Here is a 24593-nt window from a genome sequence, read left to right as displayed (position 1 = left end):
AGAGTGTGGTTAAGGTAGCGGTAAATGTCCGGCGTCGCAATGCCCTCTCTTTACGGGAATATGATACACCGCTCTGAAACCATTGTCTTAACCCGTGATAATCGTCGTTTGCCTGAAAAACACTGCACGGATGTCAGAATGCGCGGCCTGAGATGGCTGGCTCGTCGGTTATACCCACGACGATTACGCAACCAAATGATCATGATGGCCATTCTGATGGTCATCATTCCGACGATATCTATAGGCTATATCGTAGAAACTGAAGGCCGTTCAGCAGTCTTATCTGAAAAAGAGAAAAAACTTTCATCGGTGATAACCCTGCTAAACGATGCGTTGGGCGACAGCTTCAGTCACTACCCGGATCTGCCGCGTGAAGCGCGTATTCGCGCGCTTAATCATGAGTTGGGCCCCGTCACCGAACGGATTACGCAGGCGTTTCCCGGCATTGGCGCAGGGTATTACCACAAAGCGCTGGATGCCATTATCACCTATGCCCCCTCTGCGCTCTACCAAAGCAACGTAGGTATTACCATCACCGAGGATCACCCCGGACGTGAAGTGATGAGTAGCAACTCGCCAGTGGTCTATTCAGGGCGACAAGTACGCGGCGATATACTCAACTCCATGATCCCAATAGAGCGCCAGGGTGAAGTTATTGGCTATATCTGGGCCAATGAACTGACGGAAGATATCCGCCAGCAGGCCTGGAAAATGGACGTCAGAATTATTGCTGTCCTGGTTGCCGGGCTCATCTGTAGCCTGCTGCTCATCGTGCATTTTTCACGCCGCCTCAGTGCGAATATCGACATTATCACCGATGGACTCTCAACGCTGGCACAAAAAACGCCTGCCCGATTGCCTGAACTCCCCGGCGAGTTGGGACAAATCAGCCGTAGCGTCAATGCGCTGGCGCAAACGCTACGAGAAACCAAAACCCTTAACGATCTGATTATTGAAAATGCTGCCGATGGCGTGATTGCCATCGACAGACAGGGTGACGTCACCACCATGAACCCTGCGGCAGAGCAGATAACCGGCTATACGCTGCATGAACTGGTTGGACAGTCCTACGCGACGCTCTTTGCCAACACGCAATTTTATAGTCCGGTACTGGACACCCTTGAGCACGGTACTGAACATGTGGCCCAGGAGATTAGCTTTCCTGGACGTGAACGCACCATTGAAATCAGCGTCACCACGAGCAGGATCCATAACGCCCACGGCGAGCTGATTGGCGCATTGGTTATTTTCTCCGATTTAACCGCGCGTAAAGAGACCCAGCGTCGGCTGGCGCAAACTGAAAGGCTTGCCACCTTAGGTGAGCTGATGGCCGGCGTCGCACATGAAGTGAGAAATCCGCTGACCGCAATCCGTGGCTACGTCCAGATCATCCGCCAGCAAACCTCTCTGCCAGAGCATCAGGAATATTTATCTGTTGTGCTTAATGAAATTGATTCCATCAATAAAGTTATTCAACAACTGTTAGATTTCTCGCGACCGCGACAAAGCCAGTGGCAACAGATCCAGCTCAATGCGCTAATTGAAGAAACGCTAATCCTGGTGCAAACCGCTGGCCTTCAGGCACGGATCGCCTTTATAACGGAATTAGATCCCAGCCTGCCGCCGATCGTCGCCGATCGCGAGCTTCTCAAACAGGTAGTCCTCAATATTTTAATCAATGCGGTACAGGCGATCGCTGCACGAGGAGAAATTCGCATTCGCACCTGGCAATACTCTGCCTCGCAACAGGCCGTGATGATTGAAGATAATGGCAACGGTATTGAACTCGCCATCCAGAAGAAAATATTCGATCCCTTTTTTACGACAAAAGCATCCGGCACCGGACTTGGACTGGCGCTGAGCCAGCGCATCATTAACGCGCATCAGGGGGATATCCACGTAACCAGCCAGCCTGGCTGCGGGGCGATATTCACCCTGATGTTACCTCTTAACCCGCAGGGAAATCCGTCAGAATGAAAACGACCTACCGTATTCTCATCGTTGATGATGAAGAAAATGTTCGCCGTATGCTTGCCACCGCATTTTCCCTGCAAGGGCATGAAACGCATTGTGCCAGCGACGGAAAAGCCGCGCTGAACCTGTTTAGAGAAACGCAGCCAGATGTGGTGCTGATGGATATTCGTATGCCGGAGATGGATGGCATCGACGCACTGAAAGTCATGCGTGCGCAGCAACCACGGATCCCCGTCATTCTGATGACCGCCTACGCCGAAGTGGAAACCGCAGTAGAAGCTCTGCGCAGCGGCGCATTCGACTACGTGATTAAGCCCTTTGATCTCGACGAGCTAAGCATGGTGATTCAACGCGCATTGCAACTGCAGGAGATGAAACAGGAAATCCGCAATCTGCATAAAGCGTTGAGCACCAGCTGGCAATGGGGACATATTCTGACCAACAGCCCACGAATGATGGATATCTGTAAAGACACGGCGAAAATCGCCCTCTCACAGGCAAATGTCCTGATAAGCGGTGAAAGTGGCACAGGAAAAGAGCTGATCGCCCGCGCCATTCATTACAACAGCAAACGTGCCAACGGCCCGTTTATTAAAGTTAACTGCGCGGCTCTGCCGGAGTCGCTGCTGGAAAGCGAGCTGTTTGGTCACGAAAAAGGTGCGTTTACCGGGGCACAGACGTTGCGCCAGGGGTTGTTCGAACGCGCTCATCAGGGAACGTTATTGCTTGATGAAATTGGTGAGATGCCGCTGGTGCTGCAGGCCAAACTACTGCGTATTTTGCAGGAGAGAGAGTTTGAACGCATCGGCGGGCACCAGACCATTCGCGTTGATATTCGCATCGTCGCCGCCACTAACCGCTGCCTGCAAACGATGGTGAAGGAAGGAACATTTCGCGAAGACCTGTTTTACCGGCTCAACGTTATCCATCTGACTTTGCCTCCCTTACGTGAGCGTCGGGAAGACATTGCCTTATTAGCAAACCATTTTTTACAAAAATTCAGCTCTGAAAATCAGCGAGATATTATTGAGATCGACCCGACAGCGATGTCGATTCTCACCGCCTGGCCCTGGCCGGGTAATATTCGCGAACTGTCAAACGTCATCGAACGTGCAGTCGTGATGAATACCGGCGCGGTGATCTTTGCCGACGATCTCCCCGACCCGTTTCGCAGCCCGGTTAGCGCAATGACAGAGACAAAACCAACTTACTCCGGGGAACGCAATCTGAAAGAAGAGATTAAGCGTGAAGAAAAACGCATTATCCTCGAAGTCCTCGATAATCAGGACGGCAATCGTACCCGCACGGCGTTGATGCTGGGGATTAGCCGTCGCGCTCTGATGTATAAATTACAAGAGTACGGCATCGACCCATCGGGTTCCTGATACGCTAATTTGCTATGCAGAATTTTGCACACTGCGCAAAACTCTGCATAGTCCCCTCATCTTCCCCTCAGCAAAAGAAGAAAAATTATCATTTAATTTCAATGCATTAAATAATCTCATTTCACCTTTATCATTCTGGCACCCTGCTTGCAATTCCCTAAGCATACCCAAAATGGAGTATGCAAAAAGGGAAACATAATGAAAACAAAACTGATTACCTTACAAGACGCTGCGGGCTTCTTTCGTGACGGCATGACCATCATGGTCGGTGGTTTTATGGGGGTTGGCACACCGCCTCGTCTGGTTGAAGCCCTGCTGGAATCCGGCGTCCGGGATCTGACGCTAATTGCTAACGATACTGCCTTTGTCGATACCGGTATCGGACCCCTGATCGTCAATGGGCGGGTAAGCAAAGTGATCGCTTCACACATAGGCACCAACCCGGAAACGGGTCGCCGCATGATCGCAGGCGAAATGGACGTTCAACTGGTTCCGCAAGGTACCCTGATCGAGCAAATCCGCTGCGGCGGCGCGGGTCTTGGCGGCTTTCTGACACCCACCGGCGTCGGCACCATCGTGGAAGATGGCAAACAGACCATGACGCTCGAGGGTAAAACCTGGCTGCTTGAACGTCCATTGCGCGCCGATTTAGCGCTTATTCGCGCCCATCGCGCTGACATGCTTGGCAACCTCACTTATCAGCTCAGCGCCCGGAACTTTAACCCGTTAATTGCCCTCGCCGCCGACATCACGCTGGTCGAACCGGATGAAATGGTTGAAACAGGTGAGCTGCAGCCTGACCAGATTGTTACCCCCGGCGCTGTTATCGACCATATCGTCATTCCACAGGAGAGCTAATCATGGATGCTAAACAACGTATTGCGCGCCGTGTGGCGCAAGAGCTTCGCGATGGCGATATCGTTAACTTAGGTATCGGCCTGCCGACGATGGTTGCCAACTATTTGCCCGCGGATATTCACATTACGCTGCAATCTGAGAACGGTTTTCTGGGACTGGGCCCTGTGATCACCGCGCATCCTGACCTGGTGAACGCGGGCGGTCAACCGTGCGGTATTTTGCCGGGCGCGGCGATGTTTGATAGCGCCATGTCATTTGCGCTTATTCGCGGCGGTCACGTTGATGCCTGTGTGCTTGGCGGGTTGCAGGTCGATGAGCAGGCAAACCTCGCCAACTGGGTGGTTCCCGGCAAGATGGTGCCCGGCATGGGTGGCGCAATGGATCTGGTGACCGGTGCGCGTAAAGTCATTATCGCCATGGAACATTGCGCGAAAGACGGCTCAGCGAAAATCCTGCGTCAATGCACCATGCCGCTTACTGCGCAACATGCTGTGCACATGCTGGTCACTGAGCTTGCCGTATTTCGCTTTATTGACGGCAAAATGTGGCTGACTGACGTCGTCGAAGGATGCGACATCGCCACGCTGCGTGAAAAAACCGACGCCCATTTTGATATTGCCGACGATCTGCGCATCCTGCGAAGTGACGCATGATTGGCCGCATCGCTCGCTTTATGACGCGGGTGGTCAGCCGCTGGCTGCCTGACCCGCTGATTTTCGCCATGTTGTTAACGTTGCTGACCTTTGGCATCGCACTGTGGTTAACACCACAGACGCCTATCAGCATGGTGAAATTCTGGGGTGACGGTTTCTGGAACCTGCTGGCGTTTGGTATGCAGATGGCGCTGATCATCGTAACCGGCCATGCGTTAGCCAGTTCCGGGCCGGTGAAAAGCCTGCTGCGTACGGCGGCATCCGCCGCCAAAACTCCCGCTCAGGGCGTAATGTTGGTCACTTTTTTTGGTTCGGTGGCCTGCGTTATTAACTGGGGATTTGGTCTGGTGGTTGGGGCGATGTTCGCCCGCGAAGTCGCCCGTCGGGTACCGGGTTCCGATTATCCGTTATTGATTGCCTGCGCTTATATCGGTTTTTTGACCTGGGGTGGCGGTTTCTCAGGCTCAATGCCTTTGCTGGCGGCAACGCCCGGTAACCCGGTCGAGCACGTAGCGGGCCTGATTCCTGTCGCGGATACTCTCTTCACCGGCTTCAATATCTTCATCACCGTGGCGCTAATTGTTGTGATGCCGTTCATTACACGCATGATGACGCCAAAACCTTCAGACGTGGTGAGCATCGATCCAAAACTGTTACTGGAAGAAGCTGATTTTCAGAAGAAACTGCCGCCAGATGCGCCGCCATCGGAAAAACTGGAAGAGAGCCGCATTCTGGCGCTGATCATCGGGGCATTAGGCATTGCCTATCTGGGCATCTACTTTGCCGAGAAAGGTTTCAACATCACCATCAATACCGTCAACCTGATGTTTATGATTGCCGGTCTGCTGCTGCACAAAACGCCGATGGCCTATATGCGCGCCGTCAGCGCTGCCGCACGGAGCACCGCCGGAATTCTGGTGCAATTCCCCTTCTACGCGGGCATTCAGTTGATGATGGAGCACTCCGGTCTCGGTGGACTCATTACCGAGTTTTTCATCAACGTTGCCAACAAAGATACCTTCCCGCTGATGACCTTCTTCAGTTCAGCACTGATTAACTTTGCCGTGCCATCCGGCGGTGGCCATTGGGTTATTCAGGGACCGTTCGTCATGCCTGCCGCTCAAGCTCTGGGTGCCGATCTTGGCAAATCTGTCATGGCCATCGCCTACGGAGAGCAATGGATGAATATGGCACAGCCGTTCTGGGCACTCCCTGCTCTGGCCATCGCCGGATTGGGGGTACGCGACATCATGGGGTACTGCATCACCGCCCTGCTCTTCTCCGGCGTCATTTTTGTTATTGGATTGACCTTGTTCTGACGGCAACCTCTTATTTAAAGGAACTGAAAAATGAAAAACTGTGTCATCGTCAGCGCGGCTCGTACCGCAATCGGCAGTTTTAACGGCGCACTGGCAACTACGGGAGCCGTCGAGCTTGGAGCAACCGTCATTAGAGCCGCTCTTGAACGCGCTCACCTTGACCCACAGCGCGTGGACGAGGTGATTATGGGCAACGTGTTGCAGTCAGGGCTCGGGCAAAACCCGGCGCGTCAGGCATTATTAAAAAGCGGTCTGTCCGACACCGTTTGTGGCTTTACCGTCAACAAAGTGTGCGGCTCCGGCCTGAAAAGCGTGGCGCTTGCCGCCCTGGCAATCAAAGCGGGACAAGCCCAGGCGATCGTCGCGGGGGGGATGGAAAACATGAGCCAGGCCCCCTACCTGTTAGACGCGAAAGCCCGTTGGGGATATCGCCTTGGCGACGGGCAATTGTCTGACGTCATTCTGCGCGATGGACTGATCTGCGCCGAGCATGGTTACCATATGGGGATCACCGCAGAAAATGTTGCCAAAGAGTATGGCATCAGCCGCGAAATGCAGGATGAACTGGCTCTGCAGTCACAGCGTAAAGCCGTTGCCGCAATCGAATCTGGCGCATTTCAGGCTGAAATCGTGCCCGTGAGCGTGTCATCACGGAAGAAAACCATCATTTTTGATCGTGACGAATTCCCCAAAGCTGACTCGACGGCAGAAGGTCTCGCCGCCTTACGTCCTGCCTTCGATAAAGCAGGAAGCGTCACCGCTGGCAACGCCTCGGGGATCAACGACGGCGCGGCGGCATTAGTGATAATGGAAGAGTCTGCGGCACTGGCGGCAGGGTTAAAACCGCTGGCGCGGATCAAAGCCTGGGCCAGCGGCGGCGTGGCACCTGCTATGATGGGAATGGGGCCGGTTCCAGCCACCCAAAAAGCGTTACAACTGAGCGGGCTGCAACTGTCCGATATCGATCTTATTGAAGCCAACGAAGCCTTTGCCGCGCAGTTCCTTGCCGTCGGCAAAACGCTGGGGTTCGATCCGCAAAAGGTGAACGTCAACGGCGGGGCAATTGCGCTGGGACATCCTATTGGTGCCAGCGGCGCGCGAATTCTGGTTACGCTGCTACATGCGTTACAGGCACGGGATCAAACGTTTGGACTTGCCACGCTGTGCATTGGCGGCGGTCAGGGAATCGCGATGATCGTGGAGCGCATGAACTAAAAAAAAGGGCCGGAGTTCTCCGGCCCTTCTTATTACGTTTTAATTACTCTTCAGCGTCATCCGCTGCATCATCATCGCTTTCCGCTTCAGGCGCGATATCCTCGTCACCTTCAGCTGCACTTCCGTCGATGGAGTCGAGCTCTTCATCATCAACCGGTTCAGCAACGCGTTGCAGACCCACAACGTTTTCGTCTTCCGCAGTACGGATAAGGATAACACCCTGGGTATTACGCCCTACCACGCTGATTTCCGACACGCGAGTACGTACCAGCGTACCTGCATCGGTGATCATCATGATCTGGTCGGTATCTTCAACCTGTACTGCGCCAACAACGGAGCCATTACGCTCGGTGACTTTGATGGAGATAACACCCTGCGTACCACGAGACTTGGTTGGGTATTCGCTTTCCGCTGTACGCTTACCGTAACCGTTCTGCGTGACGGTCAGGATTGCCCCTTCACCGCGTGGAACGATCAGGGAAACAACGGAGTCTTCACCTGCCAGTTTGATCCCGCGAACACCGGTCGCCGTACGACCCATCGCGCGAACTGCGTTCTCTTTAAAACGCACCACTTTACCGGCAGCAGAGAACAGCATAACTTCGTCATTACCGGACGTCAGATCAACGCCAATCAGTTCGTCGCCTTCGTTCAGGTTGACGGCGATAATACCGGCAGAACGCGGACGGCTGAATTCGGTCAATGCCGTTTTCTTCACGGTACCGCTGGCGGTTGCCATGAAGACGTTGACGCCCTCTTCGTACTCGCGTACCGGCAGAATTGCGGTGATACGTTCGTTAGCTTCCAGCGGCAGCAGGTTAACGATTGGACGTCCACGCGCACCACGGCTCGCTTCCGGCAGTTGATAAACCTTCATCCAGTACAGACGACCACGGCTGGAGAAGCAGAGGATCGTGTCATGGGTGTTGGCCACCAGCAGGCGGTCGATAAAGTCTTCTTCTTTAATGCGTGCTGCAGATTTGCCTTTACCGCCACGACGCTGCGCTTCGTAATCGGTTAACGGCTGATATTTCACGTAGCCCTGATGAGACAAGGTCACGACAACATCTTCCTGGTTAATCAGATCTTCGATGTTGATGTCAGCGCTGTTCGCGGTAATTTCGGTCCGACGCGCGTCGCCGAACTGTTCACGAATCAGCTCCATCTCTTCACGGATAACTTCCATCAGACGATCTGCGCTGCCCAGAATGTGCAGCAGTTCAGCGATCTGTTCCAGCAGCTCTTTGTATTCGTCGAGCAGTTTTTCGTGCTCAAGGCCGGTCAGTTTCTGCAAACGCAGATCCAGAATAGCCTGAGCCTGCTGTTCAGTCAGGTAGTACTGACCGTCACGCACGCCAAATTCCGGTTCCAGCCATTCAGGACGCGCGGCGTCATCACCAGCACGTTCCAGCATGGCGGAAACGTTGCCCAGTTCCCACGAACGCGCAACCAGCGCGGCTTTCGCTTCTGCCGGGGTCGGCGCACGGCGGATCAGTTCGATGATCGGATCGATGTTCGCCAGCGCAATCGCCAGCGCTTCAAGGATGTGCGCACGGTCGCGGGCTTTACGCAGTTCAAAGATAGTACGACGAGTTACGACTTCACGGCGGTGACGTACGAACGCGGCAATAATATCTTTCAGGTTCATGATCTTCGGCTGGCCATGGTGCAATGCAACCATGTTGATACCGAAGGAAACCTGCAATTGGGTCTGGGAGTAAAGGTTGTTCAGAACCACTTCCCCGACCGCATCGCGTTTCACTTCAATCACGATGCGCATACCGTCTTTGTCAGACTCGTCACGCAGTGCGCTGATGCCTTCTACGCGTTTGTCTTTTACCAGTTCGGCGATTTTCTCGATCAGGCGCGCTTTGTTTACCTGATACGGAATTTCGTGGACGATGATGGTTTCACGACCCGTTTTGGCATCCGCTTCGACTTCCGCACGTGCGCGAATGTACACTTTGCCACGGCCGGTACGGTAGGCTTCTTCGATACCACGACGACCGTTGATGATCGCTGCAGTCGGGAAGTCCGGACCCGGAATATGTTCCATCAGCCCTTCAATGCTGATGTCTTCATCGTCAATATATGCCAGACAGCCGTTGATCACTTCAGTCAGGTTGTGCGGCGGAATGTTGGTCGCCATACCTACCGCGATACCGGACGAACCGTTCACCAGCAGGTTAGGAATTTTGGTCGGCATGACATCAGGAATTTGTTCGGTGCCGTCGTAGTTATCGACGAAATCAACCGTTTCTTTTTCCAGGTCAGCCATCAGCTCATGGGCGATTTTCGACATACGGATTTCCGTATAACGCATCGCCGCTGCGGAGTCGCCATCGACAGAACCAAAGTTACCCTGACCATCTACCAGCATGTAACGCAAGGAGAATGGCTGCGCCATACGAACAATGGTGTCGTAAACGGCGATATCACCATGAGGGTGGTATTTACCGATTACGTCACCAACGACACGGGCAGATTTTTTATAGGCTTTATTCCAGTCGTTGCCCAATACGTTCATGGCGTAAAGTACGCGACGGTGAACCGGCTTCAGGCCATCTCGGACGTCTGGCAGCGCACGGCCAACAATGACCGACATCGCATAATCCAGATAGGAGCTCTTCAGCTCTTCCTCAATGTTGACCGGTGTAATTTCTCTCGCAAGGTCGCTCATCTAACCGCTATCCCTCTACTGTATCCCGGATTCAAAGGTCGCAAATTATAACACATACGTGAAGATTCAGGTAAATGGATTCCCCCTGACAGAGGCTTTATTCATCCCGTCAGGCTGATATACTCATTTGCATCGCAAATTTAGGAGTAGAAGCCCCAATGAATGCCGAAAAACCCCCGGTTACTCACAACGTTGACCATGAAGAAATTGCCAAGTTTGAAGCAGTCGCGTCACGCTGGTGGGATCTTGAGGGTGAATTTAAGCCACTGCACCGTATTAACCCGCTGCGTCTGGGCTACATTACTGAGCGCTCAGGTGGCCTGTTTGGTAAAAAGGTTCTCGACGTCGGCTGCGGCGGCGGCATTCTGGCGGAAAGCATGGCGCGCGAAGGCGCAACCGTCACCGGGCTGGACATGGGCTTTGAACCGTTACAGGTCGCAAAACTGCATGCGCTGGAGAGCGGCATCCAGGTGGAGTACGTACAAGAAACTGTCGAAGAACATGCGGATAAGCATGCGCATCAGTATGACGTGGTGACCTGCATGGAAATGCTGGAGCACGTACCAGATCCGCAGTCGGTGGTCAGGGCCTGCGCCAGACTGGTTAAACCGGGCGGCGAAGTCTTTTTTTCCACGCTTAACCGCAACGGCAAATCCTGGCTGATGGCGGTGGTCGGAGCGGAATATATTCTGCGGATGGTGCCGAAAGGCACGCATGATGTGAAAAAATTCATTAAGCCCGCTGAACTGTTAGAGTGGGTTGACCAGACCGTGCTGAAAGAGCGTCATATGACCGGCCTGCACTACAACCCCATCACTAACACCTTCAAACTCGGTCCGGGCGTTGATGTGAACTATATGGTGCATACCACCGCCAAAAGCGAATAAACCAGCGCTCATGGCCTTATGACGCTGGATTGTAGGCCGGATAAAGCGCGCCAGCGCCGCCATCCGGCACGACTCCGGGCTTTAACGCCTGATGGCGCTTCGCTTATCAGGCCTACGTTATTACGCATCGCCTACCAATCCTGAGTAGTACCGGTACAGCAATTTTTGCGCCAGATCATAAGAACTTTCCTTACCTTAGATGAAGAAATCAGCACTCGATCAAAATTTCTATTTTTTTTCTCAATTATTGACATCCCCGCCAGGCCTTATAAGACGCGCACTTAGCGATTCTCACCCTTTTGCAACCTCAATTTAACCTCAAAATCAACTCTTGTGCTGAAAAGAATCCCTACTAGAATACTCACCATATAGCGTCTATTTTATCAAACAACCCCTACATATAGTATTTATCCACAGACTTAGTCACAACATGACTCTGTGGATAATATGGGGGATATTTTTTCTTTCACGGACAGGTAAAAAACCACATGAATCAGAGTCTGCTGGTGACAAAGCGTGATGGTAGTACAGAGCGCATCAATCTCGACAAAATCCACCGAGTTCTGGATTGGGCGGCAGAAGGACTGAATAACGTATCGATCTCTCAGGTCGAGCTGCGCTCCCACATTCAGTTTTATGACGGTATCAAGACCTCCGATATCCATGAAACAATCATCAAAGCTGCCGCCGACCTGATCTCCCGCGAAGCGCCGGATTATCAGTATCTGGCCGCCCGTCTGGCGATTTTCCATCTGCGCAAAAAAGCCTACGGCGAGTTTGAACCGCCAAAACTGTTTGACCATGTCGTGAAAATGGTTGAAATGGGCAAATACGACAATCATCTGCTGGAAGACTACACGGAAGAAGAGTTCAAGCAGATGGACTCGTTCATCGTACACGATCGTGATATGACCTTCTCCTACGCTGCGGTGAAGCAGTTAGAAGGCAAATATCTGGTGCAAAACCGTGTTACCGGTGAAATCTATGAAAGCGCACAGTTCCTCTACATTCTGGTAGCAGCCTGCCTGTTTTCTAACTATCCGCGTGAAACACGTCTGCAATATGTGAAACGTTTCTACGACGCTGTTTCTACATTCAAAATCTCGCTGCCGACGCCGATTATGTCCGGCGTGCGTACCCCAACGCGTCAGTTCAGCTCCTGTGTTCTGATCGAGTGCGGCGACAGCCTTGACTCCATCAACGCAACCTCCAGCGCGATTGTGAAATACGTTTCTCAGCGTGCCGGTATCGGCATTAACGCCGGTCGCATCCGTGCGCTGGGTAGCCCGATTCGCGGCGGTGAAGCGTTCCACACTGGCTGTATTCCGTTCTACAAGCATTTCCAGACTGCGGTGAAATCCTGCTCTCAGGGTGGCGTACGCGGCGGTGCAGCCACGCTGTTCTACCCAATGTGGCACCTGGAAGTTGAAAGCCTGCTGGTCCTGAAAAACAACCGTGGCGTCGAAGGCAACCGCGTTCGTCACATGGACTACGGCGTACAGATCAACAAACTGATGTACACCCGTTTGCTGAAAGGCGGCGACATCACCCTGTTTAGCCCGTCCGACGTCCCGGGTCTGTATGACGCGTTCTTCGCCGATCAGGATGAGTTCGAACGTCTGTACACCCAATATGAAAACGACGACAGCATCCGCAAACAGCGCGTGAAAGCGGTTGAGCTGTTCTCACTGATGATGCAGGAACGTGCCTCTACTGGTCGTATCTATATTCAGAACGTTGACCACTGCAACACCCATAGCCCGTTTGATCCGGTTGTCGCGCCGGTACGCCAGTCCAACCTGTGCCTGGAAATCGCCCTGCCGACCAAACCGCTGACCGACGTTAACGATGAAAACGGCGAAATTGCGCTGTGTACGCTGTCCGCATTTAACCTGGGCGCTATCGAAAGTCTGGACGAACTGGAAGAACTGGCCGTACTGGCGGTACGTGCGTTGGATGCGCTGCTCGATTACCAGGATTATCCGATTCCGGCCGCCAAACGCGGTGCGATGGGGCGTCGTACGCTGGGTATTGGCGTTATCAACTATGCCTACTGGCTGGCGAAAAACGGTAAACGCTACTCTGACGGCAGCGCTAATAACCTGACTCACAAAACCTTTGAAGCGATTCAGTATTACCTGCTGAAAGCGTCTAACGAGCTGGCGAAAGAGCAAGGCGCATGCCCGTGGTTTAACGAAACCACCTATGCGAAAGGCATTCTGCCGATCGATACTTATAAGAAAGACCTCGATGCGATTGCCAACGAGCCGCTGCATCTGGACTGGGAACAGCTGCGTGAATCCATCAAGACGCACGGTCTGCGTAACTCCACGCTCTCCGCTCTGATGCCGTCCGAGACCTCTTCGCAGATCTCCAACGCCACCAACGGTATTGAACCACCACGCGGTTACGTGAGCATCAAAGCATCGAAAGATGGAATTCTGCGTCAGGTCGTGCCGGACTACGAACACCTGCACGACGCGTACGAACTGCTGTGGGAAATGCCGAACAACGACGGCTACCTGCAGCTGGTAGGTATCATGCAGAAATTTATCGATCAGTCGATTTCTGCCAACACCAACTACGATCCGTCGCGCTTCCCGTCCGGAAAAGTACCGATGCAGCAGTTGCTGAAAGACCTGCTCACCGCCTACAAATTTGGTGTCAAAACGCTGTATTATCAGAACACCCGTGACGGTGCGGAAGACTCTCAGGACGATCTGGTACCGTCCATTCAGGATGATGGCTGCGAAAGCGGCGCATGTAAGATTTAATCTTTTGCCGGGTGGCGTAGCGCTTACCCGGCCTACAAATTAATTCGCGGTATTGTAGGCCGGATAAGCAAAGCGCATCCGGCAGTACATTCCAGACAGGATTCACATCAATGGCATACACCACTTTTTCACAGACGAAAAATGATCAGCTTCTGGAACCGATGTTCTTCGGCCAGCCGGTGAACGTCGCCCGCTACGATCAGCAAAAATATGACATCTTTGAAAAACTGATCGAAAAGCAACTCTCTTTCTTCTGGCGTCCGGAAGAAGTCGATGTTTCTCGCGATCGTATCGATTACCAGGCACTGCCGGAACATGAAAAACATATCTTCATCAGTAACCTGAAGTATCAGACGCTGCTGGACTCCATTCAGGGACGTAGTCCAAACGTCGCGCTGCTGCCGTTAATCTCGATCCCTGAACTGGAAACCTGGGTGGAAACGTGGGCGTTTTCTGAAACAATCCATTCCCGCTCCTACACTCATATTATTCGCAATATCGTTAACGATCCGGCGGTAGTGTTTGACGATATCGTCACTAATGAGCAAATCCAGAAACGCGCAGAAGGTATTTCCAGCTACTACGACGAATTGATCGAGATGACCAGCTACTGGCATTTGCTCGGTGAAGGTACGCATACCGTTAATGGCAAAACGGTTGTCGTAAACCTGCGTGAGCTGAAGAAGAAGCTGTATCTGTGCCTGATGAGCGTTAACGCGCTGGAAGCGATCCGCTTTTATGTCAGCTTCGCCTGCTCCTTCGCATTCGCCGAACGTGAACTGATGGAAGGCAACGCGAAAATTATTCGTCTGATCGCCCGCGATGAAGCCCTGCATCTGACTGGTACTCAGCATATGCTGAACCTTCTGCGCAGCGGTGTAGACGATCCGGAGATGGCGGAAATTGCCGAAGAGTGCAAACAAGAATGTTACGACCTGTTCGTACAGGCCGCGCTGCAGGAAAAAGAGTGGGCGGACTATCTGTTCCGTGATGGCTCAATGATTGGCCTGAACAAAGACATTCTGTGCCAGTACGTTGAGTACATCACCAACATCCGTATGCAGGCTGTCGGACTCGATCTGCCATTCCAGACACGCTCTAACCCGATCCCGTGGATCAATACCTGGCTGGTGTCTGACAACGTCCAGGTCGCACCTCAGGAAGTGGAAGTCAGCTCTTATCTGGTCGGCCAGATCGATTCGGAAGTTGATACTGACGATCTGAGTAACTTCCAGCTCTGATGGGCCGCGTGACTTTGCGCATCTCTGGCACACAACTGCTGTGCCAGGATGAACATCCTTCCCTACTTGCCGCACTCGAGTCGCACGATGTTGAAGTAGAATATCAGTGTCGTGAAGGCTACTGCGGCTCCTGTCGTACCCGCCTGGTGGCGGGACAGGTTGACTGGATTGCCGAACCTCTGGCCTTCATTCAACCGGGTGAAATTTTGCCCTGTTGTTGCCGGGCGAAAGGCGATATTGAAATAGAGCTGTAACGCAAGGCGGGATAAAAATTGTTACTGGCAAAAGAGCCGCCGGTGGACGGCAGCCCTTTATTTCTCCTGCAGGCTTGTATGGAAACGTTGACAGCAGACGGCCTTATCTAGCGGTTAAAACGTTTCATCCATTAAGGCCTGTGACCGGAGGTGCATCACAGACCTTACGCCATCACTCTTTATTCAAGAATTTCACTGCTTTGTCGGGGAAGTCGGTGAACAGCCCGTCAACGCCCGCTTTGTTATAAAGAATGTCATACAGCTGGTTTACGTCAGTGGTGTAATCCGGCAACTGATCGGCGCGAACGGTATAAGGATGCACCACCATCTTATTCTGATGTGCGTCCTGCACCATGCCAGTTAACGAGATATTGCCCTTCTTCGACTTCTCATCAATCAGCATGTGGTAGTCCGGCCCAATGCCGTCCGCATACTGCGCAACCTGCTTCATGGCACCCGGTTTAAACATCCAGTCGTAGTTGTAATTAACCCAACTGCCGTCCGGCTTTTTCTCCTGAGTTTCATTCCAGTCAGTGTACGCAATCAACTGTACCAGATTGAGATCCATCCCCATCTTCGGTTCCAGTTCATTCTTAATGCGCTTTAACTCTGCGACATCAAAACACTGCAGATAGACCTTGTCGTTCTTGTCGGTGTACCCGTACTTTTTCAGTACTTCCAGCGTTTTAGCCGCAATGTCCTTCCCTTCCTGATGATGGAACCACGGCGCTTTCATTTCCGGGTAAATGCCGATGTTTTTACCGGTTGAATGATTTAATCCCTGAACGAACTCAATCTCTTCTTCGAAAGTGTGCACACGGAAATCAGATTTACCCATCGGGAAACGCCCCGGGTAGGTCTGGACCTTTTTGCCATTTTCGATATCAAAGCCTTCGGTAAATTTCAGCGACTTAATCTCATCCAGCGTAAAGTCGATAGCATAGTAACGCCCATCTTTACGCGCACGATCCGGGAAACGCTCGGCAACATCGGTGACGCGGTCAAGATAGTGGTCATGCAGGACGACCAGATGGTCGTCCTTAGTCATCACCAAATCCTGTTCCAGGTAATCCGCTCCCTGAGCATAGGCCATCGCTTTCGCAGGTAACGTATGCTCCGGTAGATAACCGCTGGCACCACGGTGCGCAATCACGACTTTATCTGCGGCAACCACCGCGCTGCTCACAACCATACCTGCCAGCATCAGCGCCACGCTGAGACTTTTCAATGTGGTTTTCATCTATTAGCCCCCGTTACGCTTGAGCTGCATCTCTTCGTGATGACGTTTTTCGCCAATCATGACGACTACCAGCAGAATAACCGCCAGCACGCTACCGCCAATCATCACCATAAAGCCGCCGTCCCAACCGAAGAAGTCAACGGTGTAGCCGACAATGGCGCTCGCAGCCACAGAACCGCCGAGATAACCGAACAGACCAGTAAAGCCAGCCGCCGTACCTGCCGCTTTTTTCGGTGCCAGTTCCAGCGCATGCAGACCAATCAACATGACCGGGCCGTAGATCAGGAAGCCGATGATAATCATGCAAGCCATATCTACGTTCGGGTTGCCTGCCGGGTTCATCCAGTAAACGATGGTCGCAATCGTCACCAGCGTCATAAAGAACACGCCGGTCGCGCCACGGTTTCCACGGAAGACTTTATCCGACATCCAGCCACACAGCAGCGTGCCCGGAATACCCGCATATTCATACAGGAAGTAGGCCCAGGATGATTTATCCAGTGCAAAATGCTTCACTTCTTTCAGATAAGTCGGCGACCAGTCCAGGATGCCGTAGCGCAGCAGATAAACAAACACGTTGGCGATAGCGATGTACCACAACAGTTTGTTCGGCAGTACGTACTGCATGAAGATCTGCTTCGCAGTCAGCTCTTCTTCCGCTTTCTCGTTGTAATCGTCCGGATAATCGTTCTTGTACTCTTCGATTGGCGGCAGACCACAGGACTGCGGAGTGTCACGCATCAGAGCAAAAGCAAACAGCGCGACGACGATCGCACCGAAAGCAGGCATGTACAGCGCCGCTTTCCAGTCATTGAACCAGGCCATACCCAGCAGGAATAACAGAGGAGGCAGACCGCCACCCACGTTATGCGCACAGTTCCAGACTGAAACGATGCCGCCACGCTCTTTCTGCGACCACCAGTGCACCATGGTACGACCACACGGCGGCCATCCCATCCCCTGGAACCATCCGCAGAGGAACAGCAGCACAAACATAATCGCAATGCTCGATGTTGCCCACGGTACAAAGCCCATAAACAACATCACTGCCGCAGCCAGTATCAGACCCGCAGGCAGGAAAACGCGCGGATTCGAGCGATCCGAAACGGACCCCATGATGAATTTCGAAAATCCGTAAGCAATGGAGATACCGGACAACGCAAAACCCAGATCGCCACGCGAGAACCCCTGCTCAACCAGATACGGCATCGCAAGGGCAAAGTTCTTACGTACCAGATAGTACGCGGCATAACCAAAGAAAATCCCCAGAAAAATCTGCCAACGTAATCGACGATATGTCGGGTCGATCTCCGCTGCAGGTAAACGCGCCGTGTGTGACGCTGGTTTAAAAATGCTCAACATAGTGTAGCCTCCGTGGCCGTCTTTCATTCGAAGTAAACACTGCAGTTCGTCATTACTACCCTACCGCTCCCAGTGTGGCCGCGATGTTAAGGAAAGATACATAACAAAAATGTGAAACGCAGCACATATTGTTACAGATTTATGACAAATGTTCATAAAGGCGCACGAAATCACGTTTCATTTTCGAATAATGAGCGATTATGCGCGAAATCAAACAATCCATGTTTTTTATGTGGCTAAATGATAAAAAACGAACTGTGAGGAAAAACAATGAAAACTCGCGACTCGCAAACAAGTGACGTGATTATCATTGGTGGAGGAGCAACAGGTGCAGGGATCGCACGCGATTGTGCGCTGCGCGGGTTGCGCGTCATCTTAGTGGAACGCCACGATATCGCCACAGGTGCGACCGGGCGCAACCACGGCCTGCTGCACAGCGGTGCACGCTACGCCGTAACCGACGCTGAATCTGCCCGTGAGTGCATCAGCGAAAACCAAATTCTGAAACGTATCGCCCGCCATTGCGTTGAGCCAACGGACGGTCTGTTTATTACCCTGCCGGAGGATGAGCTCTCCTTTCAGGCGACCTTTATTCGCGCCTGTGAAGAGGCTGGGATTCGCGCAGAAGCGATTGACCCTCAGCAGGCACGTATTATCGAACCTTCCGTGAATCCACAGCTGATTGGTGCGGTAAAAGTGCCGGACGGCACGGTTGATCCTTTCCGCTTAACCGCCGCCAACATGCTGGATGCGCGTGAGCATGGCGCGGTTATCTTAACGGCGCATGAAGTCACGGGACTTATCCGTGAAGGGGCAACGGTTTGCGGCGTTAACGTGCGCAATCATCTGACGGGCGAAATGCAGTCCCTGCATGCACCAGTTGTCGTCAACGCCGCCGGGATCTGGGGTCAACGCATTGCGGAATATGCCGATCTGAGCATCCGAATGTTCCCGGCCAAAGGTTCGTTGCTGATTATGGATCATCGCATTAACCAGCATGTCATCAACCGCTGCCGTAAACCGTCTGACGCCGATATTCTGGTGCCTGGCGATACCATCTCATTGATCGGTACCACCTCGCAGCACATTGATTACGATGATATCGACAGCAACCGCGTCACCGCAGAAGAAGTCGACATTCTGCTGCGTGAAGGCGAGAAACTGGCGCCGATTATGGCGAAAACGCGCATTTTACGCGCCTACTCCGGCGTGCGTCCGCTGGTGGCCAGCGACGACGATCCCACCGGTCGTAACGTCAGCCGTGGGATTGTACTGTTCGATCACGCCCAGCGTGACGGACTGGAAGGGTTTATCACCATTACCGGCGGCAAACTGATGACCTACCGCCTGATGGCGGAATGGGCTACCGATGCTGTTTGCCGTAAGCTGGGCAATACCCAGCCTTGCACAACCGCAGACACCGCGTTGCCTGGCTCACAGGAATCTACCGAGCATACGCTTAAACGCGTTATTTCGTTACCTGCGCCGCTACGCGGCTCGGCAGTCTACCGTCATGGCGATCGTACCCCAGCGTGGCTGAGCGAAGGCCGTCAACATCGCAGCCTGGTCTGTGAATGCGAAGCGGTCACCGCAGGCGAAGTGCAATACGCCGTCGAGAATTTAACCGTCAACAGTCTGCTCGATTTACGTCGCCGTACCCGCGTCGGAATGGGGACCTGCCAGGGCGAATTGTGTGCCTGTCGCGCCGCAGGTTTGCTGCAACGTTTTAATGTCACTACCGCAGCACAATCCATTACTCAGCTTTCCGACTTCCTCAACGAACGCTGGAAAGGTGTGCAGCCTATCGCCTGGGGAGATGCACTGCGCGAAAGCGAATTCACTCGCTGGGTTTATCAAGGGTTGTGTGGTCTGGAGAAGGAGCACCAGGATGAAATTTGATACCGTCATTATCGGCGGCGGCCTCGCTGGACTGCTATGTGGCCTGCAACTGCAAAAAAGCGGACTGCGCTGCACGATTGTTACCCGCGGCCAAAGCGCCCTGCATTTTTCCTCCGGCTCACTGGATTTGCTCAGCAGCTTACCCGATGGTCAACCGGTGACGGATATAGAAGCGGGTTTGAATGCACTGCACACTCAGGCACCCGCACATCCGTATAGCACCATCGGAACGCAGAACGTTCTGGAACTGGCCCAGCAGGCGCAAAATTTACTGGAAGAATGCGGAACGCATTTGCAAGGCAACGTGCATCAGGCACATCAACGTGTTACCCCGCTGGGCACCCTGCGCTCAACCTGGTTAAGTTCCCCGGAAGTGCCGGTCTGGCCGCTGTCCGCGCAGCGTATATGCGTTGTAGGGATTAGCGGGTTACTGGATTTTCAGGCGCATCTCGCCGCGGCGTCATTACGCCAACGTAATCTCAGCGTCGAGACGGCTGAAATCGAACTGCCGGAACTGGATGTTCTGCGTGATAACCCAACTGAGTTTCGCGCCGTTAATATTGCGCGCCTGCTGGATAACGAAGATAAATGGTCGCTGCTCTATGACGCATTACTGCCAATGGCAAAAACCTGCGACATGATAATCATGCCGGCCTGCTTTGGTCTGGCAGATGAGCGACTCTGGCAGTGGCTTAACGAGCGCCTCCCCTGCTCGCTGACACTGTTACCGACCCTACCTCCTTCGGTACTGGGCATGCGTTTACACAACAAATTGCAGCGCCAGTTTGTGCGCCAGGGCGGTGTGTGGATGCCGGGTGATGAAGTGAAGAAAATCACCTGTCAGGACGGCGTGGTCAGCGAAATCTGGACCCGAAATCATGCCGATATCCCGTTGCGGCCACGTTTCGCCGTGCTCGCCAGCGGCAGTTTTTTCAGCAGCGGGCTGGTCGCCACGCGTGAGGCAATCCACGAACCAATCCTGGGACTGGATGTACAGCAAACAGCTACCCGCGCCGAGTGGTATCAGCGTGATGTTTTCGATCCACAACCGTGGCAACTGTTTGGCGTCACAACCGATGCCACATTGCGCCCATCACTGGCGGGAAAAACGATAGAGAACATGTACGCCATCGGTTCCGTCCTCGGCGGATTCGACCCTATCGCCCAGGGTTGCGGAGGCGGCGTGTGCGCAGTCAGCGCCTTACATGCCGCACATCATATTGCGAAACGTGCAGGAGGACAGCAATGAGCGACACACGTTTTGAAAGTTGTATCAAATGTACGGTGTGCACCACCGCCTGCCCGGTAAGCCGCGTCAACCCGAGCTACCCGGGCCCTAAGCAGGCCGGCCCGGACGGTGAACGTCTGCGCCTGAAAGATGGCGCACTATATGACGATGCGCTGAAATACTGCATCAACTGTAAGCGCTGCGAAGTGGCCTGTCCGTCAGACGTGAAAATCGGCGATATCATCCAGCGCGCGCGCGCCAAATACGACACGACGCGCCCATCGCTGCGTAACTTCGTCTTAAGCCATACCGATTTAATGGGTAGCGTTTCCACCCCCTTCGCCCCAATAGTGAATACCGCCACCTCACTAAAACCGGTACGTCAGTTGCTGGATTACGCGCTAAAAATCGATCATCGCCGTACGCTGCCGAAGTACTCCTTTGGTACCTTCCGCCGCTGGTATCGCAGCATTGCCGCACAGCAGGCGCAGTATCAGGATCAGGTCGCCTTTTTCCACGGCTGTTTTGTGAATTACAACCATCCCCAGCTTGGCAAAGACCTGATCAAGGTGTTGAATGCGATGGGAACCGGCGTGCAACTGCTGAGTAAAGAGAAATGCTGTGGCGTGCCGCTGATTGCTAACGGATTTACAGATAAAGCGCGTAAGCAGGCGGTCAGCAACGTGGCCTCACTCCGGGAAGCGATTGATGGCAAAGGCATTCCGGTGATCGCCACCTCATCAACCTGTACCTTTGCGCTACGTGATGAATATCCAGAAGTGCTGGATGTCGACAACTCAGGCCTGCGAGAACACATTGAACTGGCAACCCGCTGGCTGTGGCGCAAGCTGGATGAAGGTAAAACGCTGCCGCTGAAAACGCTGCCGCTGAAGGTGGTCTATCACACTCCATGCCATATGGAGAAAATGGGCTGGACGCTCTACACGCTGGAGCTACTGCGACAAATTCCGGGGCTGGAGCTGACGGTGCTGGATTCTCAGTGTTGTGGGATTGCCGGGACTTACGGCTTTAAAAAGGAAAACTATCCGACTTCACAGTCTATTGGCGCACCGTTATTCCGCCAAATTGAAGAAAGCGGCGCAGATATCGTCGTCACCGACTGCGAAACCTGTAAATGGCAGATTGAGATGTCTACCAGTAAGCGTTGCGAACATCCCATCACCCTGCTTGCCAAAGCGTTGGGTTAAACCTGTTGCCCGGTGGTATTTGCTACCGGGCATTTTTTTGCGTAGCCCGTTCCGCTTAATTGAATACGTTGCAGTCGAACATATTTATCTCTGATTCATCCACGCAAAGACCCCATTTCCCGCATGCAGCGCATATTAAAAGTGGATATCGTCACGCCATCTTCTCTATTAGTTGCAAGCACCATTAGTTACAAGCACCGCTAATGACAGCCAGCTACAAACGCTATTTAATTACCTGCTACGGTACGGTGACGTTTCTCACGTCAGCGAATTTATCCATGAAGTTGCCGAACGTTCCCCCCATCATAAGTTGAGGTTGATGACAATCGCAGAGAGGCTAAAACAAGAAGGTCACCACAATAGGCTACAACAAGGGCTACAACAAGGGATACAGCAAGGATTAGCGCAAGGAGTACAGAAAGGTACGCAAGAAGAAGCCTTACGTATCGCGCGCATGATGCTGGAAAATGGAATTGATCGTGATTTGGTTCGGTTAATTACTGGGCTATTGCCTGACTATGTCACAGAATGAGCCAGATTGGGAAGGTTTGTAACCTTCCCTGTTAATAATTAAATCGTGAGCAACTCAACCACTTCGATCCAGCCGTGCTCACTGGCAATATCCTGTCCGTTAAGCCAACGGCGCAGCATATTTAGCGCCATCATTGCGCACACTTCCTGACGAATCGACAAGCTGTAGCGATTAGCGTTCAGCCGAACGCGCAAACCATATGTCCCATTGGGGGTGGCCAGTGCAAAGTTAATATGTTCGTTTTCGAAAGCTGATATCGCCAAAGCCAGCCCGGCATAATGTTTGCTACGTCGCTCGGTTACCCAATGCGCCGTTTGCGCCAGCGTTTCTTCCTGGGGCGGAACAACTTCGCTCGCCAACAACGGAGCATTAGCGCGAGAAAGCTGCAACGCGACCAGACCACCGGTAAATTGTTCGCTCAGCGTCAGGCTGTATTGTCGTTCCTGTAACGTGCGGGTGATTTGCGCAGGCAAACCTTCCGTACCTTCGAAAATCATATTCTGTCCGGCAACTCGCTTAACTTCTGGCCACAGCGCCAACATCGCTTCACGTTGGGAATCCGGCCCGGTCAGCTTCAGCTCAATAATCGGCATTGAGGAGCGATATCCCATTGTTACGCCCGGTGGCAAAGTCAGCGGATCCAGGCTTTGTGCCAGCTCACTTTCAGAACGGCCAAAGGTGGTTAATCGCAGGCATAACGGGGGCTGAGCCAAAGAGAAACGCTCACGCAAACGCGGCAGGATCTCATGCTCAACCATGACTTTAAATTCTGACGGTACACCCGGTGTAAAGAACATCAGGCAGCGGTTAAGCTTCAGGGCGAACCCGCACGCGGTACCCACCGGATTATTGATAAACTCAGCGCTGGCCGGAAGTTCAGCCTGTTTGCGGTTGCTCGGCGCCATCACGCGGCCACGATCGCGGAAATATCGCTCCATCTCGGTCAGCCATGCTTCATGCAGCACCAGCCCTTCGCCTTTTGCCGTTGCCGCTGCCAGCGCGCTCAAATCATCGCTGGTTGGCCCCAAACCGCCATTAACGATCAGTATATCGGCGTGTTCGCTACGCTCACGCAAAACGGCGACTAAATCGTTAAGATTGTCACCTACCGTGTTGCGGCGTGTTAGCGGTAAACCCTGATTAAAGAAAAAATCGGCCAGCCAGGCGGCATTGGTGTCGACGATTTGTCCGTGCAACACTTCATCCCCGGTGGATAGCATCTCCACGTTTAACATCGTGTTCTCCTGCTTTTATGATGAAAACACTATAACGCATGGAGGGGGGAAGGCGCGACTGAACGCCGCGCCAGAAATGTTAGAAGCTGGCGTTAACCCCAACGTACGGGCCATCAGCAATTGCGTTATCACGGTTACCATCTTTACCTGCCAGGTTCAGGTAACGATAACCGGCTTCGATGCTCAGCGGACGCATAATGGTCAAACGCGCACCGGCATTTGCTTCTTCATAGCTGTCGATACCGCTGGAAAGCGAATCAGGAGAGTAATAGTACTCACCAAACAGACGAATGCTGTCGCCGATCGGCCACTGTAAACCACCACCGACAGCCGCAGCATAACCTTCATCGCCATCGTTTGGATTGGTATAAACACCTTTACCACCAACGGTCGCCAACAGTGGACCCAGCGGGATATTCAGCCCCAGGCCCAGCCCAGCAACATCGCCGTCGTCATCATTATGCATCCAGTTGCCGCTGACGGCCAGACCAGTGGTCTCAGTACCCATACCGAATCCAAGGTTGGTGTAGTCTTCGCCAGCCTGACCATTGATGCTAATCGCGTTTGCCGAAGCGGAAACAAACAGCATTCCGGCAAAACCCAACAGTAAACTTTTTTTCATTTTCTATCCTTTCCTGCAAGAATCAAA

At 53.0% G+C, this 24593-nt stretch carries 19 protein-coding genes and 1 pseudogene; 15 read left to right on the top strand and 5 right to left on the bottom strand.

What is annotated here, in order from left to right:
- Window positions 1-138 precede the first annotated feature (138 nt).
- From atoS to OGX67_RS12110, 6 genes are all read left to right on the top strand, one after another.
- Entirely contained in the window at window positions 139-1977 is a 1839-nt protein-coding gene (atoS, locus tag OGX67_RS12135) for a two-component system sensor histidine kinase AtoS (RefSeq protein WP_257651506.1), read from the top strand.
- Window positions 1974-3359, top strand: coding sequence for an acetoacetate metabolism transcriptional regulator AtoC (atoC, locus tag OGX67_RS12130; RefSeq protein WP_220393132.1), 1386 nt, complete (start codon window positions 1974-1976; stop codon window positions 3357-3359). Before atoS ends, atoC begins: the two co-directional genes overlap by 4 nt.
- Before the next feature lie 198 nt (window positions 3360-3557).
- Window positions 3558-4217, top strand: coding sequence for an acetate CoA-transferase subunit alpha (atoD, locus tag OGX67_RS12125; RefSeq protein WP_003845129.1), 660 nt, complete (start codon window positions 3558-3560; stop codon window positions 4215-4217).
- Between the two features lie 2 nt (window positions 4218-4219).
- Window positions 4220-4870: a 3-oxoacid CoA-transferase subunit B gene (locus OGX67_RS12120; protein WP_257651507.1), complete on the top strand. Its 651-nt coding sequence runs from the start codon at window positions 4220-4222 to the stop codon at window positions 4868-4870.
- Window positions 4867-6189: a TIGR00366 family protein gene (locus tag OGX67_RS12115; RefSeq protein ID WP_048218308.1), complete on the top strand. Its 1323-nt coding sequence runs from the start codon at window positions 4867-4869 to the stop codon at window positions 6187-6189. Before OGX67_RS12120 ends, OGX67_RS12115 begins: the two co-directional genes overlap by 4 nt.
- A gap of 30 nt (window positions 6190-6219) precedes the next feature.
- Window positions 6220-7404 carry an acetyl-CoA C-acetyltransferase gene (locus tag OGX67_RS12110; protein ID WP_257651508.1) on the top strand — a complete coding sequence of 395 codons (1185 nt, stop codon included), beginning with the start codon at window positions 6220-6222 and terminating at the stop codon, window positions 7402-7404.
- A 43-nt stretch (window positions 7405-7447) separates the two neighbouring features.
- Here OGX67_RS12110 and gyrA read toward each other — a convergent pair whose 3' ends face one another.
- Window positions 7448-10084, bottom strand: a complete 2637-nt coding sequence (gene gyrA / locus OGX67_RS12105) for a DNA topoisomerase (ATP-hydrolyzing) subunit A (protein WP_044701169.1) — start codon at window positions 10082-10084, stop codon at window positions 7448-7450.
- A gap of 158 nt (window positions 10085-10242) precedes the next feature.
- Between gyrA and ubiG the strand changes: the two genes are divergently transcribed.
- From ubiG to OGX67_RS12080, 5 genes and pseudogenes are all read left to right on the top strand, one after another.
- Window positions 10243-10971, top strand: a complete 729-nt coding sequence (gene ubiG / locus OGX67_RS12100; RefSeq protein ID WP_003027601.1) for a bifunctional 2-polyprenyl-6-hydroxyphenol methylase/3-demethylubiquinol 3-O-methyltransferase UbiG — start codon at window positions 10243-10245, stop codon at window positions 10969-10971.
- Window positions 10972-11459: 488 nt separating this feature from the next.
- Window positions 11460-13745, top strand: coding sequence for a class 1a ribonucleoside-diphosphate reductase subunit alpha (nrdA, locus tag OGX67_RS12095; RefSeq protein WP_071697045.1), 2286 nt, complete (start codon window positions 11460-11462; stop codon window positions 13743-13745).
- A gap of 110 nt (window positions 13746-13855) precedes the next feature.
- Entirely contained in the window at window positions 13856-14986 is a 1131-nt protein-coding gene (gene nrdB / locus OGX67_RS12090; protein ID WP_006683700.1) for a class Ia ribonucleoside-diphosphate reductase subunit beta, read from the top strand.
- A complete protein-coding gene (gene yfaE / locus OGX67_RS12085) occupies window positions 14986-15240 on the top strand; it encodes a ferredoxin-like diferric-tyrosyl radical cofactor maintenance protein YfaE (protein WP_003027609.1) in 255 nt (84 codons plus the stop codon). Before nrdB ends, yfaE begins: the two co-directional genes overlap by 1 nt.
- Window positions 15241-15261: 21 nt before the next feature.
- Window positions 15262-15351, top strand: a pseudogene (locus OGX67_RS12080) (hypothetical protein); the annotation flags it as partial.
- A 61-nt stretch (window positions 15352-15412) separates the two neighbouring features.
- Here OGX67_RS12080 and glpQ read toward each other — a convergent pair.
- Together glpQ and glpT are read right to left on the bottom strand one after the other, a co-directional pair.
- Window positions 15413-16480 carry a glycerophosphodiester phosphodiesterase gene (gene glpQ / locus OGX67_RS12075; protein ID WP_071697042.1) on the bottom strand — a complete coding sequence of 356 codons (1068 nt, stop codon included), beginning with the start codon at window positions 16478-16480 and terminating at the stop codon, window positions 15413-15415.
- Between the two features lie 3 nt (window positions 16481-16483).
- Window positions 16484-17842, bottom strand: a complete 1359-nt coding sequence (glpT, locus tag OGX67_RS12070; protein ID WP_032949686.1) for a glycerol-3-phosphate transporter — start codon at window positions 17840-17842, stop codon at window positions 16484-16486.
- 270 nt (window positions 17843-18112) lie between these two features.
- Here glpT and glpA point away from each other — a divergent pair, with 270 nt between their 5' ends.
- From glpA to OGX67_RS26970, 4 genes are all read left to right on the top strand, one after another.
- On the top strand, window positions 18113-19741 hold the full coding sequence (gene glpA / locus OGX67_RS12065; RefSeq protein ID WP_046670096.1) for an anaerobic glycerol-3-phosphate dehydrogenase subunit A: 1629 nt from the start codon (window positions 18113-18115) through the stop codon (window positions 19739-19741).
- Window positions 19731-20990: a glycerol-3-phosphate dehydrogenase subunit GlpB gene (gene glpB, locus OGX67_RS12060; RefSeq protein ID WP_003839405.1), complete on the top strand. Its 1260-nt coding sequence runs from the start codon at window positions 19731-19733 to the stop codon at window positions 20988-20990. The genes glpA and glpB overlap by 11 nt, the downstream gene beginning before the upstream one ends.
- Window positions 20987-22177, top strand: a complete 1191-nt coding sequence (gene glpC / locus OGX67_RS12055; RefSeq protein ID WP_003027620.1) for an anaerobic glycerol-3-phosphate dehydrogenase subunit GlpC — start codon at window positions 20987-20989, stop codon at window positions 22175-22177. Before glpB ends, glpC begins: the two co-directional genes overlap by 4 nt.
- A 319-nt stretch (window positions 22178-22496) precedes the next feature.
- On the top strand, window positions 22497-22709 hold the full coding sequence (locus OGX67_RS26970) for an Rpn/YhgA-type helix-turn-helix domain-containing protein (protein WP_081368697.1): 213 nt from the start codon (window positions 22497-22499) through the stop codon (window positions 22707-22709).
- Window positions 22710-22747: 38 nt separating this feature from the next.
- Here OGX67_RS26970 and OGX67_RS12045 read toward each other — a convergent pair whose 3' ends face one another.
- Window positions 22748-23944 (bottom strand): nicotinamide mononucleotide deamidase-related protein YfaY, encoded by a 1197-nt coding sequence (locus OGX67_RS12045; protein WP_257651509.1) that lies wholly within the window; start codon window positions 23942-23944, stop codon window positions 22748-22750.
- Between the two features lie 79 nt (window positions 23945-24023).
- On the bottom strand, window positions 24024-24566 hold the full coding sequence (locus OGX67_RS12040) for a YfaZ family protein (protein WP_003027640.1): 543 nt from the start codon (window positions 24564-24566) through the stop codon (window positions 24024-24026).
- Window positions 24567-24593: the final 27 nt, after the last annotated feature.

Origin of the sequence: Citrobacter sp. Cf118 (assembly GCF_030334095.1) — a bacterium.
Taxonomy (GTDB): Bacteria; Pseudomonadota; Gammaproteobacteria; order Enterobacterales; family Enterobacteriaceae; genus Citrobacter; species Citrobacter freundii.
Note: the sequence above shows the minus strand (reverse complement) of the source record. Positions and strands in the feature narration are given on the sequence as shown.